The following is a 17,721-nucleotide window of genomic DNA, read 5'->3' on the forward strand; positions in this document are numbered from 1 at the left end:
AGCTGCATATTATTTCAATGCAGCTAAAGCAGTAAAGACTAATTCAAAAATTTATACACACTCAAATTATAGTGTTTTGGCTCAATATTAAACTCACTTATTACCAACCAGGATTTTGAGTCATCTCTGGTGTTTGGTTAATTTGTAAATCTGGAATTGGAAACAATTCATGTTTTCCTACAATAAATGTTTTACCATCTGCTGCCATAGCACTTTCTGCTTGACCAGTTCTATTAAGATCAAACCAACGGTCGTGCTCAAAGGCCAACTCTAATCTTCTTTCTTTCCAAATATCATTCATAGTTGGTGAATTTATAGAAGCAAGATTAACTCTATTTCTCACTCTGTTTAATGGTGTTGCAGCATCTGCACCTATATGAAGTGCAGCTTCTGCCTGAATTAATAATACTTCGGCAAAACGAAGAATTCTAACATTTTTATCACCATCACCTGCACCTGCATTCGCACTCGAGTATGCTTTTTCATTATACATAGGGTTTTCTGTGGAAGCGCTAACTTCTCTACCGTCCCATAATGTTTCACCTGCAAAAATGATTGTTGCATCTCTACGAATAACATCTCCTTCTGCATTAAATGCATTTAAAAGATTTTGAGAAGGTGTATTAAAACCCCAGCCCCAACCACCAGTACCTCTTGCACCTTGTGTTTGTGAATATTGTTGTACACCATGAGCTATAGATTCTCCTCTTCCTTGTACTTCAAAAATTGATTCTATACCATTTTCTTGAGAAGCCCTCCACAATTCTTCATAATTAGAATGTAAATCGTACTCACCTCCAGTAATTACGGCTGTAGCCATATCATAAGCATCTTGCCAACTTTCTTCATACATATATACTTTTGCTAATAAAGCTTGAGCGGCACCTTTAGTTGCTCGTCCTATTTCTGAATCTGCATATTCACTCTTATTAGGCAACATATCTATTGCATCTAACAAATCTTGTTCTATAAAAGCATATACATCTGCTTTTGGTTGACGGATAACATAGTCTACATGTTGTAAAGGCACATCACCAAATGAACGCACTAACCAAAAATAATTGAGTGCTCTTAAAAACTTAGCTTCACCTATTAATCTTTCTCTATATGATTGATCAGATATGTCATAAGTTTCTGAATAATTTATTGAAATACTTGCTCTACCAATACTTTTATACCAATGCTCCCACATAGATCTTATTGATGGCCCAGTAGTTGTATGTTCTAAGGCATCTAATTGTTGTTTATCTGTACCTGTATCAGAAGCAGAACTACCTTTATCTGCATTATCTGAAATAATTTCTGTGATTCCTAAATAAGAAAAAGAGAAATCCCAGTCTGTTAACATACCGTAAATACCATTTACCAATTGTTCTGGCGGAACAGCTTCTCCAATATCAGCCGCATCAATACTTGCTCTACTGTCAACATCTAAGTACTCATCGTTACAGCTAACTACTATAAGTAAAGCTGACAATAGCATTCCAAATTTTATTGTTTTTCGTTTCATAACTTTTTTTTATAATTCAATATTAATACCAAATAAAAATGTCTTAAGGTTAGGATATGCAGACAGCTCTATACCAGATGTATTGGCTGCACTTCCTCCATTTCCTCCTACTATTTCTGGGGTAAACCCAGAATATTTGGTAAACATAAAAGGATTTTGAGCAGTAGCATAAACCCTAACTTTACCTAATCCGTCAATTAAATTTTCAATTGTATAACCTATAGTAATGTTATTGATTCTAAAATAATCTCCATCCTCTAGGTAATAATCTGAAGCAAAAGAATCTCTATTTGCACCTGGATATTTATTTGTAGAACCTTCGCCTGTCCATCGGTAATTAAATACTTCTTCCGTAATATTCTCACCTCCATTGATACGAGTACCTTTTAATCCATTATAAACTTTGTTTCCACCTGCTCCATATCCTTCTACTACGAAATCTATGTTTTTATAATTGAATCCTAAAGAAAGTCCGTAAGAATATGTTGGTAAATAAGTTCCGAAGAATTTTTTATCCTTATCATCAATAACTCCGTCTTCATTCTGGTCCTTATATCTTAAGTGCCCAGGTAGTGCACCTGAAATACTTGCATTATTAGCTATTTCATCTTCGTTTTGCCATACACCATCGGTTTCATACATCCACCAAGCATATATTGGTTGACCTTCTTCTAATCTCTTAGTTATTTGACCATTACTTAAACTACCTCCTGTTTGGCCATCATAAGCAGATTTTACATTTATTACTCGGTTCTTATTGGTTGAAAAAACGGCTCCAACATTATAAGAAAAATCATCACCGATATTATCTCTCCATTTTAAATCTATCTCAACTCCTTTATTAGAAACCTCAGCGCCATGATCGTAAAAACTTTGAGAACCCTCAGTAGTATAAATTGGAGTTACAAGTAAAACTGCATTTTCAGTACTTCTATCGTAGTAATTAAATTCTGCATTTAATCTATAATCTAAAGCAGTTAAATTAAAACCTGCGTTTAATTCCTCGGTTACTTCCCAAGAAATAGGGAATGTTTCAGCTCCATAAGCAGCACCAAACGCTAAATCTTGATTTGCGCCAAACACATAATTTACACTACTACTACCTGTACTTGTTGTTAAAGTTGTTTGATTAAATGGTACTCTTGAGTTACCTACTCTACCCCAACCAGCTTTTATTTTTAAGAAATCAATGAAAGGTGCGTTGAAAAAACTCTCGTTTGAAATGGTCCAACCAGCACTTATAGCAGGAAAGTTATCGAAGTAGTCTTCGTTATTATCATTCTTAAAATTACTTGAACCATCTCTTCTTATATTAGCCTGTATATAATATTTCTCATCATAATTATACATAACTCTACCAAAATAAGATTGTTCTCTTGTTGGAGTTGAATAAAATTGATTTACAACTTTTTCATAACCATCGTCAGCAAAATTAACACTCCAATAGTTTTCCTGTAATGGCACACCGTATCCTCTCGCATTTATGGTATACACATCATTTCTCTGACCTCTTGACAAACCTACAACAGCATTTAAATTGTGTACATTATTAAAGGTTTTTTCAAAATTTAAAAACCCTTCAACATTGTATCTATAACTTTCAGAATTAGAATAGAACAAACTATTGTCTGCCCATGAAACTACCCCAGGATTATTATCTTGGTTGGTTTGAAATTCGTCGTCAGTTCTTGTAGGATCACCAGCCAACCATTGTCCTCTTGTATCATTGAACGTTCTAACCTTATTAAAAGATTTTGTTGCAGAGTACCTTGCTGAAGCCGTTACATAATCTGTAATTTTTAAATCCGCTTGAATACTTCCTTGCAAGTCTGTAGTATTGTTCTTTTGGTTTGCAAAATCAACAGCCATAAGCGGATTACCCGTAGAATTTAACCTGTCGATAATTTCACCAGGATTACCTAAATAAGTAGCAATACCAGTTGTTTGATTCCAAAATGATTGACCATACTGTCCTGATTCATAAAAAACTGGCACAACTGGTGCTTGTCTATAAGCCGCATTAAATGCTCCAAAAGGTTTTGGAAAGGCTTGAATAAAAGACGCACTGATGTTAGATGAAATTTTTAATCGATCGTTAAAAAGTTCTACACTATTATTTGCTCTTAAGGTATTTCTGTTATAATCGTCATCACTTAGTATACCGTCTTCAGTGTAATTATTGAAACTAAAAAAATAATTAATATTTTCACTAGCACCTGATATTGCTATGTTATTAGAGTTGCTTAAACCTACATCTGTTAATTCATCATACCAGTCTGTATCATGTGGTTGATCGCTAGAAAGAAAAACAGTTTCACCCAAAGCAACTTGGTTTTCATTAAAATATCTGGCGTATTGAAAAGAATTCGCCATCTCTACTTGATTCAACATAGTTTTAGCACCATAAAAAGACGAAATTTCTAATCTCATTTTTCCTTCTTTACCTTTTTTGGTAGTGATAATAACTACACCATTAGCCGCATTCATACCATAAATACTTGCAGAAGACGCATCTTTAAGCACGTCAAATGACGCTATATCTGCAGGATTGATATTAGTTATACTATTTACTTGTACACCATCTACTACATATAATGGCTCATCTCCACCAGCAGCAGTGCCGATACCTCTTATTATTATATTTGGTTCACTACCAGGTGCATTAGTGTTAACGATGTTAACACCAGTCATTTTACCTTGAATAGACTGAACAGCATTTACGGCAGGCTGTTTTAATAATTCCTCCCCTGATACACTGGCAATAGAACCAGTAACTTCTTTTCTTTTTTGCGTACCGTATCCAATAACAACAACTTCATTAAGAGTTTCTATGTCATCTTCTAAAGACACATTAATTACCTTTTCATTACCAACAGTAATAGTAACAGTTTTAAAACTGAGGTAACTAAACTCTAATTGATCACCAACATTCACTGAAATAGAATATTTACCATCAATATTAGTTGAAACCCCTTTAGTAGTTCCTTTTACAATTACACTTACTCCTGGCAGAGGCAAACCATCATTTGAGCTTGTGACTTGGCCATTAATTTCGATCTGTTGCGCAAAAGCATAAAACGAAAAAAATAGCATCAACAATAGACTAATTTTTGTTTTCATATAAATTAATTAATATTTAGATTAGATAGTTAGTTTATTTCTTGTGTCTAAATTATAATCTAATGTTAAACTCTATTAATATATGTTTACATTTTAATTACGCCACTGATGAAAATAAAAAGCGAAAATTGACTAAAAAACTTGCTTTTGACGTACTATAAAGCTATTAAAAAAACGTTTTAGTTGCGTAAAGATTAACAAAATGACGTAGTAATGACGTAGTTAAAATTGCTTATCAGATAAAATATTATGACAATTATTTAATATTTAACAAATAATCACCTACAGATATATCATTTTCTAAATCTAATTTCTTTTTTAGGCGATATCTATGCGTTTCTACGCCTCTAACTGAAATATTCATTAATGGCGCAATTTCTTTTGAGGAAAGATTCATTTTGATGTATGCGCAAATCTTCAAATCTTTAGGTGTAAGTGCTTGGTGTTTTCTTTTTAATATCTCAAAAAACTCATCATGAACTTGGCTAAAGTTGTTTTCAAAAACTTCCCATTCATCTTTAAGAACAATTGAGTTATCTAACTTCTTTACTAATTTTTTAAATGCATAATAATTGCTAAAACTATCTTTGTTTAGGGTAAGCTCCTTTTTAATTTCTTGTAAAGTTTCATTTTTCTTTACTAATGCCATTGCATTATTAGCTAATTGCTTACTTTTTAGTTTTATTTCGTTTTCAAGAGATTCATTCTTTAACTGTACAATTCGCTTTTCATTTTCCAATGTCTTTTCTCGCAATAATTTTTGTTGTTCTTTTTGGTATTTTATTTTAATTAATCGTTGCTCCTTAATTATTTTTCTATTGTGCATTATATAAAATATAATAACAATTAAAATTGCGATTAATATATACAGTAATAAACCCAAAGTATTTCTATACCATGGAGGAAAAACATCAATACTTACATTTTTGGTTTTTGAAATATTACCAGAATTATCACTTGTTCTAAAAGAGATTGTATAGTCTCCATCTTTTAAGTTAGAGAATTCCACTTTATTTCCCTCTATTTTATACCATGTATCGTCTGTATTTAAGATATTATACTCAAAAAAATGATTTAGTGATTTAGGCGATGATAATGAGACTGCTAGATTTTTATTATACTTAAATCCTATACCATCCTTAACATCAGCAGTTTTAATTGGTTCTCCTCCTACTGTAACGCTCTCTAATTTGGGTTCAAATAATTCAACGTTAGCTTTAGATGAACTATTAACCATCATTAAGCCATTATCTAAATTTAAGGCATAAATTGAATCTCTGATTTTTGAAACATTTTCATAGCCTACAATATAGCGATCCTTTAAAGTTTTATCATTTAGTACTAGACCATCCTCATTATTTGCAAAAGATTTAAAACTAATATACCCTTGCTTATTTTTCAAAGCTATAAGATCTGTATCTTCTTCAGATATAATGTAGCTATCCCTTCCTAACTTTTCATTTAATAATTCAAAAGGTATTATTGAATCTAATATTGGTTCATATTTTTGCCAACCTTCATTAGTTTTAAAACTAATAGTGTTCATTATATTATAGACTCTAACATTATAGTTTGAGCTAATACCCTTGTCTTGATAGTCCTCAACATTTACAATTGCATCATAATTTTTATCAAAACTTATTTTATAAACCCCTTTTGTTGCATGAGCAACCCAAGCCGTATGTAAGTCTTCAAAAACTAAAAATCGAGATGGTATCGTTGTTTTACCCAAATGTTTCACATTCCATTTACCTAATACTTTTTCGAATTTTACGAGTCCAGAATAAGTTCCTTGTATATAAGTATGTTCCCTTTCTGGCACTTTTTTTATAGACCAACCACCTGTATAAGTAGAAATCATTTCTATCCCATTTTCATTTACTAAAAAGGTACCTTCATTATGACCACAAAAAAGATCACCATCCATAATTTTCAAATCCCAAACCTGACCTTGAGAACCTTCAACAAATTGCAGCCTATCTTTGCCATCTAATTTAAAAAGACCTGTATTTGTTCCTATATATATAGCTCCTTTATGTTCTATAATATCATAAACAGCACCTAACTTTCCTGACACATCATTAAAGAAAAAGTTATCACTATTAAGTGCAATATTTGCTATACCATTATCTAAACCTATCCACAAATTATCCGAAGCATCTAAGGATTGACCAAGTACAGTATTATTTAATAATCCATTTTCTTTACTGATATGAAATTTTATCTGTCCATTTTTATCGGTTAAGAATAGACCATCTTTAATGGTTCCGAAAACCATTTCTCCATTTTCTAAAACAGAGAAATTATTTAGCTGATGTAGTTTTATTTGTTCATTAATGGGAAAATCAGTCGGAATTAAGTTTTCATTTTCCAAATAATAACTGCCTTTTAAAGAGGTCATTATCATTAACTTATCTTGATATTTACTAATTGATATAATCTTAGTATCTATTAGTAACTCATTTGAGTAAAAAGGCACAAGACTATTATCTTTTAATAAAAAAACACCTTGATTTAAAGTACTGACATACAACTCATTTTCAACTACACTACAAGATATTACTATTGATTTTGGTGAGAGTTGAATTACCTTTTTAAAATCATATATATATACATTTAGAAAAGATCTAAAAATGATTTTATCTTTAAATTTTACAATTTCCCATATTTCTTCATTAGGTGAAATTTTATCTAATACACTATCACTTAAAGAAAAATATTTTAAAATACCATAATCGTCTCTTTCCCAATATCCAAACTCTTCATAAGAGCCTGTATAGATTACATTATCAACAGGCAACACAGACCTAACTGTTGTTTTATTTGGTAATTGATGAAGCTCCCAAACCAAACCATCATACTCTAATAAACCACTATTGTTTGCAGCATACACTTTTCCATCTTCTGCTCTAGAAATGTCCCAATTTTGGTTACTCGCTTTATACTCAGCTAAAGAATAATTATGAATACTCGGAGAAAACTGGCTATAACAGTTTAAAGAAAAAATAAACAGTAAAAATGATAAACACTTTTTCATTAAGAAGTATCAAAAAATTTAAGTTGAAAACGCTTAAAAGTAATAATTTCATTTATAGTGAAACACTTTATCATCAAATAAAACTTAATTCAATTTAATTATCAGTTGAAAAATATTAGGAAATAAAAACTTAATTTCTAATATTTGAATCAACAATGAACAAACAAGTCATTAATATCATTTCTATTACACGCATCGTGATTATTTCGCGAAGCCAAGGAATGCTATGATGAATTAATAGATAAATTTAATTTAAGCCTTCCTTTAATCGGGAAGGCTTTTTTTATGCAAAAAATTAACAGACTTGAACATCATATTTAAAAACCTCTAAATATTTGGTTATCATATGTTTATATAAATGAAATTAAAACTGAATTTAGCTTAAAAAAAAGAAAATATAATTTAAAATTTAGTATAACAAGTACTTTTAAACCTAGCAAATCATTTTGCAATTAAAAAACTATGAGTCAATTAAACAAATACAGTAAAACGGTAACTCAAGACCCAACACAACCTGCAGCTCAAGCTATGTTGCATGCTATTGGATTAACAAAAGAAGATTTTTTTAAGCCTATTGTCGGTATAGCAAGTACGGGTTACGAAGGTAATCCTTGCAACATGCACCTTAATGATTTAGCAAAATTAGTTAAGGAAGGCACAAAAAATGAAGATGTCGTTGGTTTAATTTTTAACACCATTGGTGTCAGCGATGGTATTTCTATGGGAACTCCAGGAATGCGTTACTCATTACCTTCTCGCGATATTATTGCGGATTCTATGGAAACTGTTGTGCAGGCCATGAGTTACGACGGTCTTGTTACTGTAGTAGGTTGTGATAAAAATATGCCAGGTGCATTAATGGCAATGATACGATTAAATAGGCCAAGCATTTTGGTTTATGGAGGCACAATAGATTCTGGTTGTCACGAAGGTAAAAAATTAGACGTCGTTTCAGCGTTTGAAGCATGGGGAAGTAAAGTTGCAGGGACAATGTCTGAAAATGAATATCAGAATATAGTTGAAAAAGCATGTCCTGGAGCTGGTGCTTGTGGTGGAATGTATACAGCAAACACAATGGCATCTGCTATTGAAGCTTTGGGTATGGCATTACCATTTAACTCCTCTAATCCAGCATTAAGTGATGCTAAAAAACAAGAATCCATAAAAGCAGGTGAAGCTTTAAGAGTTTTATTAGAAAAGGATATTAAACCTTCAGATATAATTACAAGAAAGTCTCTTGAGAATGCTGTAAGATTAGTAACTATTTTAGGCGGCTCTACAAATGCTGTATTACACTTCTTAGCTATAGCACGAGCAGCTCAAATCGATTTCACGCTTAAAGATTTTCAAGATATTAGTGACAATACACCGTTTTTAGCCGATTTAAAACCTAGTGGAAAATATTTAATGGAAGATGTTCATGCGGTTGGTGGTATTCCTGCTGTTTTAAAATATCTTTTAAAGAAAGGATTAATACACGGAGATTGTTTAACCGTAACAGGAAAAACAATAGCAGAAAATTTATTAGATGTTAATGACCTAACAGAAGGACAAGATGTTATTAAACCAATAGAAGAACCTATTAAAATATCTGGTCATTTAAGAATGCTCTACGGCAATTTAGCCACTGAAGGTAGTGTAGCCAAAATTACTGGTAAAGAAGGCTTATGCTTTAGAGGAAAAGCTAAAGTTTTTGAAGGTGAATATGCAGCAAACGACGGAATTAGAGATGGTAAAGTTGAAAAAGGAGATGTCGTCGTCATTAGGTATGAGGGCCCAAAAGGTGGTCCTGGAATGCCAGAAATGCTAAAACCAACTGCAGCAATTATGGGAGCAGGTTTAGGAAAAGATGTGGCCTTAATTACAGATGGACGTTTCTCTGGTGGAACACATGGTTTTGTCGTCGGACACATAACACCAGAAGCACAACAAGGTGGTACTATAGCTGTTGTAGAAGATGGAGACATCATCACTATTGACGCCGAAACTAATTCAATCTCCTTAGAAGTTTCAGAAGTAGAACTTCAAAAGAGAAGAGCGAAATGGAAAGCACCAGAATTAAAATTTGAACGTGGTGTGTTATATAAATATGCAAAAACAGTTTCATCGGCATCTAAAGGATGCGTAACCGATGAATTTTAGTTCCTGCGAAAGCAGGAATCTCTCAGTCGTAAAATCTAATGGCTAAGAAAAATAAAAAACGAAAACAAGCCTCTAGCGAAGCGAGAGGTATAAAATAAAACCATAAAACGGTAGGATGAGATTCCTGCCTTCGCAGGAAGATATGGAAACAAAAACAAAACAAAATCAAATAAAAACCTCAACGACCTCAGAACGTATTTCTGGTAGCGAGGCGGTTATTAAATGTTTATTAGCCGAAGGAGTAAATACGCTTTACGGCTATCCTGGTGGAGCAATAATGCCAGTGTATGACGAATTATACAAGTATCAAGACCAAATTCATCATGTTTTATCACGCCATGAACAAGGCGCTGCGCATGCTGCACAAGGATATGCAAGAATTTCTGGTAAAGTTGGTGTTGCTATTGCAACTTCTGGCCCAGGAGCAACAAATTTAATTACTGGTATAGCCGATGCTCAAATAGATTCTACACCTTTGGTTTGTATCACTGGTCAAGTGGGTTCTCACCTGTTAGGTAGTGATGCGTTTCAAGAAACTGATATTGTAGGTATTTCTACACCCGTAACTAAATGGAATCACCAAATAACAAAGGCATCAGAAATCCCAGAAGTATTTGCTAAAGCATTCTATATTGCCAAAAGCGGACGACCAGGACCTGTTTTAATAGATATTACAAAAAATGCACAGTTTGAAGAATTCGATTTTAAATACGAAAAATGCAAAGGCATAAGAAGCTATAAACCTGTACCTAAAACAGATGAAAGTACTCTAAAAGCTGCAGCCGAACTTATTAATAATGCTAAAAAGCCATTAGTAGTTTGGGGACAAGGTGTTATTTTAGGAAAAGCAGAAGAAGAATTTAAAGCTGTAATAGAAAAAGCTGGTTTGCCTTCTGCATGGACAATATTAGGAGCTTCTGCAATGCCAACTTCGCATCCATTAAATGTTGGTATGGTTGGTATGCATGGTAATTATGCACCTAATGTATTAACTAACGAATGTGATGTTTTAATTGCCATAGGTATGCGCTTTGATGATCGTGTAACAGGGAATTTAGCCACTTATGCTAAACAAGCAAAAATTGTTCATTTTGAAATTGATCCTGCTGAAGTTGATAAAAACGTAAAAACAGATGTAGCTGTTTTAGGTGATGCAAAGACAAGTCTTAATGCACTTTTACCTTTACTAAATGCGAATTCGCATAACGATTGGCATCAAAAATTTAAAGATTTATACAAAATAGAATACGAAAAGGTCATTAAAAATGATATTCACCCAACTAAAGAAGGTTTAACCATGGGTGAAGTATTGAAAGAAATCAACATACAAACCAAAGGTGAAGCAGCCATTGTTAGTGATGTTGGTCAGCACCAAATGATTGCTTGTCGTTATGCCGATTTTAACGTTTCTAAAAGTAATATTACATCAGGAGGTTTAGGAACTATGGGATTTGCATTACCTGCAGCAATCGGTGCAAAAATGGCAGCTCCAGAACGCGAAGTAATTATGATTGCTGGCGATGGAGGCTACCAAATGAATATTCAAGAATTAGGAACTATTTTTCAGCAAAAAGTACCTGTTAAAATTGTGGTTTTAAATAATGAATTCTTAGGCATGGTGCGCCAATGGCAACAACTATTTTTTGACAGACGATATGCTTCAACAGAAATGGTGAATCCAGATTTTGTGGCCATTGCCAAAGGTTATCACATTGATGCACAAAAGGTTTCAGAAAGAAAAGATTTAAAAGCTGCTATAAAAGAAATGATCGATTGTGACGGTCCTTACTTCCTAGAAGTGAGAGTGGAAAAGGAAGATAATGTTTTTCCTATGATACCAACAGGAGCGAGTGTTTCAGATATAAGGTTAGAGTAAAACAAAGAAAACAGAGTATAGAGAAAAGAATAAAGACGATTGAGAGAAAACAACAAGATAGAATTAAAAACAAATCTATTTTCTATTCTCTTTTATCTATCATCTTAAAGATATGAGTACAGAAATAAAACAATTTACCGTTTCAATTTATACGGAAAATAACATTGGACTGTTGAATAGAATTTCAGCAATTTTCCAAAGAAGACACATGAATATTGAGAGTCTAAATACGTCTCCTTCAGAAATTGAAGGTGTTTCAAGATTTACGCTCGTTGTCAATATTACAGAGTCCCAAATGAAAAAAATCATTGGTCAGATTGAAAAGCAAGTCGAAGTGATTAAAGCATTTTATCATACTGAAGATGAAATCATTTATCAAGAATCTTGCTTGTTTAAAATTAAATCTGAATTATTATTTGATGAACGTCAAATTCAAAATATCATTAAGGAAAGTAACGCCAGAATTGTTACTGTTAACAAAGTATTTTTCGCTATCGAAAAATCAGGAAGAAAGGAAGAAATAGATTTATTATATAGAGAATTAAATGCTTTCGGAATTATGCAGTTTACACGCTCAGGGCGTGTCGCGGTTACAAAAGACGAAATGAAAATATCATCAATGCTTCAAGCATTTCAAGATTAAATAAAAAAGAGATTAGAAAAAAGACCAAATAAATATGTTTTGGTTCTTTTTTCTTCAAACAAAAACAACTAGAAACAATGTCAAATTATTTCAACACATTACCATTAAGAGAACAATTAGAGCAATTAGGAAAGTGCCGTTTTATGGATGCTTCAGAATTTGAAGATGGTGTAGATGCATTAATAGGGAAGAAAATCGTGATTATAGGATGTGGTGCACAAGGCCTTAACCAAGGTTTAAACATGCGCGATTCTGGATTAGATATTTCATATGCATTAAGACAAGTAGCCATTGATGAAAAACGAGATTCTTATAAGAATGCAACATCTAACGGGTTTAATGTTGGTACTTACGATGAGTTAATTCCAACAGCAGATTTGGTATTAAACTTAACTCCTGATAAGCAGCACACTAATGTTGTGAAAGCTGTGATGCCCTTAATGAAAAAAGGAGCAACATTAAGTTATTCTCATGGTTTTAACATTGTTGAAGAAGGCACAAAAATTAGAGAAGATCTAACTGTGATTATGGTGGCACCGAAATGCCCAGGAACCGAAGTTAGGGAAGAATACAAACGCGGATTTGGTGTGCCAACATTAACCGCAGTACATCCAGAAAATGATCCTGAAGGAAAAGGTTGGGCACAAGCTAAAGCATATGCAGCAGCAACTGGAGGACATAGAGCTGGTGTTTTAGAATCATCATTTATTGCAGAAGTAAAATCTGATTTAATGGGAGAACAAACCATTCTATGCGGATTATTACAAACAGGCGCTATTCTATCTTTTGACAAAATGGTTGAAGAAGGTATTGAGCCAGGTTATGCTGCAAAATTAATTCAGTTTGGATGGGAAACCATTACCGAAGCATTAAAGCATGGAGGCATTACTAATATGATGGATCGCTTATCAAATCCTGCAAAAATAAAAGCCTATGAATTATCGGAAGAGCTAAAAGACATTATGCGTCCACTTTTTGAAAAACATATGGACGACATCATCTCTGGTCATTTCTCAAAAACGATGATGGAAGATTGGGCTAATGATGATGTTAATTTATTGACGTGGAGAGCAGCAACAGGTGAAACTGCTTTTGAAAAAACAGCTCTAACATCCGACCATATATCTGAACAAGAATATTTTGATAATGGCGTATTATTAGTTGCTTTTGTAAAATCTGGTGTAGAATTAGCTTTCGAAACTATGGTTGCAGCTGGTATTATTGAAGATTCTGCTTATTACGAATCTTTACACGAGCTACCATTAATTGCTAACACCATCGCTAGAAAGAAATTATTTGAAATGAACCGAGTAATTTCTGACACAGCAGAATATGGTTGTTATCTGTTTGATCATGCGTGTAAGCCATTATTAACTGATTTTATGAAAACTGTAGACACCTCTATAATTGGAAAACCATATGCATCATCTAACGGAGTTGATAATATTGAATTAATTGCAGTTAATGATGCTATTAGAAACCACCCAATTGAGGCAGTTGGCCAACGATTACGTGCCGCAATGACAGCGATGAAAGTAATAAAATCTAAAGACACAAAAGAGGCTGTTTTAGCATAAATATTTCAGACTTGTTAGGTTTTGAAAGCCTAACAGGTCTATTTAAAGTAAAGAGATTTCCGCTTTCGTGGGAACTAAAGATGAAAGAAATCAAAACCACATACAGACCAACGTTAAAAGCAATTGAAACCGCTGCCGAAAAACTAAAAGGTATTGCTTCTGTAACTCCTTTGATAAAAAATACGCGTTACTCAAAACATTTTGATGCGAATATCTATTTTAAAAGAGAAGATTTACAAGAGGTGCGTTCCTATAAGATTAGAGGAGCATATAATAAAATTTCATCACTTAATAATGGTCAGGTTGAAAACGGAATTGTGTGCGCAAGCGCTGGCAATCATGCACAAGGTGTGGCTATTTCATGTAAACTATTAAAAATAAAAGGCACTATTTTTATGCCTTCACCAACACCAAATCAAAAGATTGAACAGGTAAAAATGTTTGGTGAAGATTATGTTGATGTGGTTTTAGTAGGCGATACTTTTGATGATGCTTATTATGCTGCAATGCAACAAAGTGAAGAACATAACAAAACGTTTGTACACCCTTTTAATGATGAAAAGGTTATTGAAGGCCAAGCCACAGTTGGTTTAGAAATTATTGATCAGGCTAAAACACATCCAATACATTATGTTTTTGTACCGGTTGGTGGTGGTGGCTTAGCTGCAGGATTGTCTTCAGTATTTAAAATTCTTTCACCTCAAACCAAAATTATTAGTGTAGAACCAAAAGGTGCTCCGGCAATGCTGACTTCTATTAGAGCTAATGAAAACACAGCATTAGAATCTATTGATAATTTTGTAGATGGAGCCGCTGTAAAACGCGTTGGAGATTTAAGCTTTGCTATTTGTAAAGAAACGCTTCATCGTGTTGTTACTGTAGATGAAGGTAAAATATGCCAAACCATTTTAGATCTATATAATAAAGACGCCATTGTTGTAGAACCTGCTGGTGCGTTAAGCCTTTCTGCATTAGAACAGTTTAAAGACGAAATAAAGGGCAAAAATGTAGTTTGTGTAATTAGTGGAAGTAATAATGATATTACACGTATGGCAGAAATTAAAGAACGTGCCCTACTCCATGCTAATCTAAAACACTACTTTATCATTAAATTTCCGCAACGCGCTGGTGCTTTACGCGATTTTGTAGTGGATATATTAGGTCCTACAGATGACATTACTCATTTTGAATACACAAAAAAAGCAAATAGAGAAAATGATGTTGCAGTTGTTGGCATTGAACTTAAAAACACAAGTGATTTAGAACCTTTAATAACCAAAATGAAGCAGAATAATTTTTTTGGGGAATACCTAAATGATAAGTCTGATTTATTCGAATTTTTAATTTAAGAAAAATAAAAAAGTTTGTGAAAGTATTAAAATTTGGAGGCACATCAGTTGCCAATGCAGAGAATATATCTAAGGTTATTGAAATCCTAATATCAGAGTCTAAAAAACAGAATATCGCTGTTGTTGTATCTGCGCTAGGCGGTATTACAGACGAGCTCATAAAGGCAGGTACTTTTGCTTCTTTAAAAGACGAAACTTATATTACAACTTTCGATCATATAAAGGCTAGACATTTAGAAACGGTAAAGCTTCTAATTTCTATAGCAAGAGCAAAAGATGTTTCTAAAAATGTAGAAGCTAAATTAGAAGAACTCAAAAATCTTCTACATGGTATTTTTTTAATCAACGAGTTTTCGAATAAAACAAGAGACAAAATATTGAGTTTTGGTGAGTTATTATCGTCTTATATTATATCTGAAAAACTTAAAGATAAAATTAAACTTTCAGAATTAAAGGATAGTAGAGAACTTATAGTTACAGATTCCACGCATACAAAAGCTATTGTAAACACCAAGCTTACTAATAAAAATATTGCTTCATATTTTAACTCAAATAAAGCTAAAGTCATAATTCTACCTGGCTTTGTTTCTAGAAATGAACATGGAGATACAACAACATTGGGACGAGGAGGTTCAGATTATACAGCAGCAATTATTGCTTCTGCATTAAAAGCATCTGACTTAGAAATTTGGACAGATGTCAGTGGTATGTTTACGGCTAATCCAAAATTAGTAAAACAAGCATTTCCAATTGAAGAGATTTCATATCAAGAAGCTATGGAATTGTCTCATTTTGGTGCTAAAGTTTTATATCCACCAACAGTTCAACCAGCTTTACAAAAGAATATTCCAATTTATATTAAAAACACTTTTGAGCCTAAAGCAAAAGGAACTTTAATTAAGAAAAAAACGAGTAATACTAATGGACCTGTAAAAGGAATCAGTCATATTGAAAATATTGCATTGTTGACCTTAGAAGGTAATGGAATGATTGGTGTTCCAGGATTTTCAAAACGTTTATTTTCTGCATTATCAATAGCTGAAATAAATGTTGTTTTAATTACTCAAGCCTCATCAGAACATTCAATTTGTGTAGGTGTTTACAGTAACGATGCGCAACATGCAAAGAAGATGGTAGATGAGGAATTTGCTTATGAGCTATCTCTTAAAAAAATTAAACCTTTATTAGTTGAAGACCAACTAGCTGTAGTGGCCGTTGTTGGGGACAATATGAAAAACCATCAAGGGATAAGCGGTAGAATGTTTAAATCCTTGGGACAGAACAATGTAAATGTAAGGGCAATTGCACAAGGGGCTTCAGAGCGAAACATTTCTGCGGTAATTGCACATAAGGATATTAAAAAAGCTTTAACCACATTACATAATAGATTTTTTGAAAAGCAAGTAAAAACATTAAACCTATTTATTGTTGGAGTTGGTAATGTGGGTCAGATTTTAATTAATCAAATTAAACAACAACAAGATTACTTAGTAAAAAACTTATTACTTAATATAAAAGTAATCGGGATAAGTAATTCTAAAAAGATGATATTTAATGAGGATGGTATTGACCTTTCTTCTTGGAATACATTAATTAAAAAAGGAAAAACACGTACTCACGATACATTTTTTAAAGAAGTTACTGACCTTAACTTAAGCAACAGTATTTTTATTGATGTTACTGCCAATGAAGAAGTTGCAAAAACATATAAAGATTATTTAAAGGAAAGTATTTCTGTAATTGCTTGTAATAAAATTGCTTGTTCTTCAAAGTATTCTGATTATCAAGAATTAAAAGAATTATCAAGAAAATACAATGCTTCACTTTTATTTGAAACTAACGTAGGTGCAGGTTTACCAATTATTTATACCTTAAATAATTTAGTTAACTCTGGTGATAAAATTACATCAATACAAGCGGTTTTATCTGGTAGTTTAAACTTTGTTTTCAATAATTTCAATGAAAATAATAGCTTCTATGATGTGGTAAAACAAGCGCAAGCAGAAGGCTATACAGAACCAGATCCAAGAATAGATTTGAGTGGTGTAGATGTAGCGCGAAAAATATTAATTCTTGCTAGAGAAGCAGGATTTAAAATGGATTTAAAAGATATTAAAAACGAATCTTTTCTTCCAAAAGAAAGCTTAAAAGCTAAGTCAGTAGCTGAGTTTTATAAAACTCTAGAGAAACAAGCTTCACATTTTGAAACTATATATAATAAAGCTCAAAACAAGAATTGTCAGTTAAAATATGTTGCAGAGTTCAATAATGGAAAAGCAAAAGTGAGCCTAAAAGAGGTAGATAAAGATCATCCTTTCTATAATTTAGAAGGTAAAGATAATATTGTCTTATTTTTCACGGAACGCTATCCAGAACAACCTTTAATAATAAAAGGAGCTGGTGCTGGCGCGGAAGTTACTGCCTCAGGATTATTTGCAGATATCATTACTTTAGGTAGAAATTAAAT

General features: G+C 32.7%; 9 protein-coding genes. 6 read left to right on the plus strand and 3 right to left on the minus strand.

Going from position 1 to position 17,721, the window contains the following annotated elements:
* Positions 1–100 precede the first annotated feature (100 nt).
* The 3 genes from H8K90_RS02505 to H8K90_RS02515 form a co-directional block, all read right to left on the minus strand.
* Entirely contained in the window at positions 101–1,510 is a 1,410-nt protein-coding gene (locus H8K90_RS02505; protein ID WP_186844358.1) for a RagB/SusD family nutrient uptake outer membrane protein, read from the minus strand.
* A gap of 9 nt (positions 1,511–1,519) precedes the next feature.
* Complete coding sequence (locus H8K90_RS02510; protein ID WP_186844359.1) at positions 1,520–4,630, minus strand: SusC/RagA family TonB-linked outer membrane protein; 3,111 nt, start codon at positions 4,628–4,630, stop codon at positions 1,520–1,522.
* Between the two features lie 256 nt (positions 4,631–4,886).
* Positions 4,887–7,667, minus strand: coding sequence for a LuxR C-terminal-related transcriptional regulator (locus H8K90_RS02515; RefSeq protein ID WP_186844360.1), 2,781 nt, complete (start codon positions 7,665–7,667; stop codon positions 4,887–4,889).
* A gap of 462 nt (positions 7,668–8,129) precedes the next feature.
* On the opposite strand from H8K90_RS02515, the gene ilvD reads away from it, so the two are divergent.
* The 6 genes from ilvD to thrA all read left to right on the plus strand — a co-directional run bounded on the left by ilvD (position 8,130) and on the right by thrA (position 17,719).
* Positions 8,130–9,809: a dihydroxy-acid dehydratase gene (gene ilvD, locus H8K90_RS02520; protein WP_186844361.1), complete on the plus strand. Its 1,680-nt coding sequence runs from the start codon at positions 8,130–8,132 to the stop codon at positions 9,807–9,809.
* Between the two features lie 142 nt (positions 9,810–9,951).
* Entirely contained in the window at positions 9,952–11,685 is a 1,734-nt protein-coding gene (ilvB, locus tag H8K90_RS02525; RefSeq protein WP_186845246.1) for a biosynthetic-type acetolactate synthase large subunit, read from the plus strand.
* Between the two features lie 112 nt (positions 11,686–11,797).
* A complete protein-coding gene (ilvN, locus tag H8K90_RS02530) occupies positions 11,798–12,328 on the plus strand; it encodes an acetolactate synthase small subunit (protein ID WP_186844362.1) in 531 nt (176 codons plus the stop codon).
* Positions 12,329–12,405: 77 nt separating this feature from the next.
* Positions 12,406–13,905, plus strand: coding sequence for a ketol-acid reductoisomerase (gene ilvC / locus H8K90_RS02535; RefSeq protein ID WP_186844363.1), 1,500 nt, complete (start codon positions 12,406–12,408; stop codon positions 13,903–13,905).
* An 80-nt stretch (positions 13,906–13,985) separates the two neighbouring features.
* On the plus strand, positions 13,986–15,254 hold the full coding sequence (ilvA, locus tag H8K90_RS02540) for a threonine ammonia-lyase IlvA (protein ID WP_186844364.1): 1,269 nt from the start codon (positions 13,986–13,988) through the stop codon (positions 15,252–15,254).
* 17 nt (positions 15,255–15,271) lie between these two features.
* Positions 15,272–17,719, plus strand: coding sequence for a bifunctional aspartate kinase/homoserine dehydrogenase I (gene thrA, locus H8K90_RS02545; RefSeq protein ID WP_186844365.1), 2,448 nt, complete (start codon positions 15,272–15,274; stop codon positions 17,717–17,719).
* Positions 17,720–17,721: the final 2 nt, after the last annotated feature.

Source organism: Winogradskyella echinorum, from assembly GCF_014297365.1.
Lineage (GTDB): Bacteria > Bacteroidota > Bacteroidia > Flavobacteriales > Flavobacteriaceae > Winogradskyella > Winogradskyella echinorum.

Coding starts and splice junctions, on each gene's coding strand:
- H8K90_RS02505 (WP_186844358.1), bottom strand. CDS start 1,510: ATGAAACGAAAAACAATAAAATTTGGAATGCTATTGTCAGCTTTACTT.
- H8K90_RS02510 (WP_186844359.1), bottom strand. CDS start 4,630: ATGAAAACAAAAATTAGTCTATTGTTGATGCTATTTTTTTCGTTTTAT.
- H8K90_RS02515 (WP_186844360.1), bottom strand. CDS start 7,667: ATGAAAAAGTGTTTATCATTTTTACTGTTTATTTTTTCTTTAAACTGT.
- ilvD (WP_186844361.1), top strand. CDS start 8,130: ATGAGTCAATTAAACAAATACAGTAAAACGGTAACTCAAGACCCAACA.
- ilvB (WP_186845246.1), top strand. CDS start 9,952: ATGGAAACAAAAACAAAACAAAATCAAATAAAAACCTCAACGACCTCA.
- ilvN (WP_186844362.1), top strand. CDS start 11,798: ATGAGTACAGAAATAAAACAATTTACCGTTTCAATTTATACGGAAAAT.
- ilvC (WP_186844363.1), top strand. CDS start 12,406: ATGTCAAATTATTTCAACACATTACCATTAAGAGAACAATTAGAGCAA.
- ilvA (WP_186844364.1), top strand. CDS start 13,986: ATGAAAGAAATCAAAACCACATACAGACCAACGTTAAAAGCAATTGAA.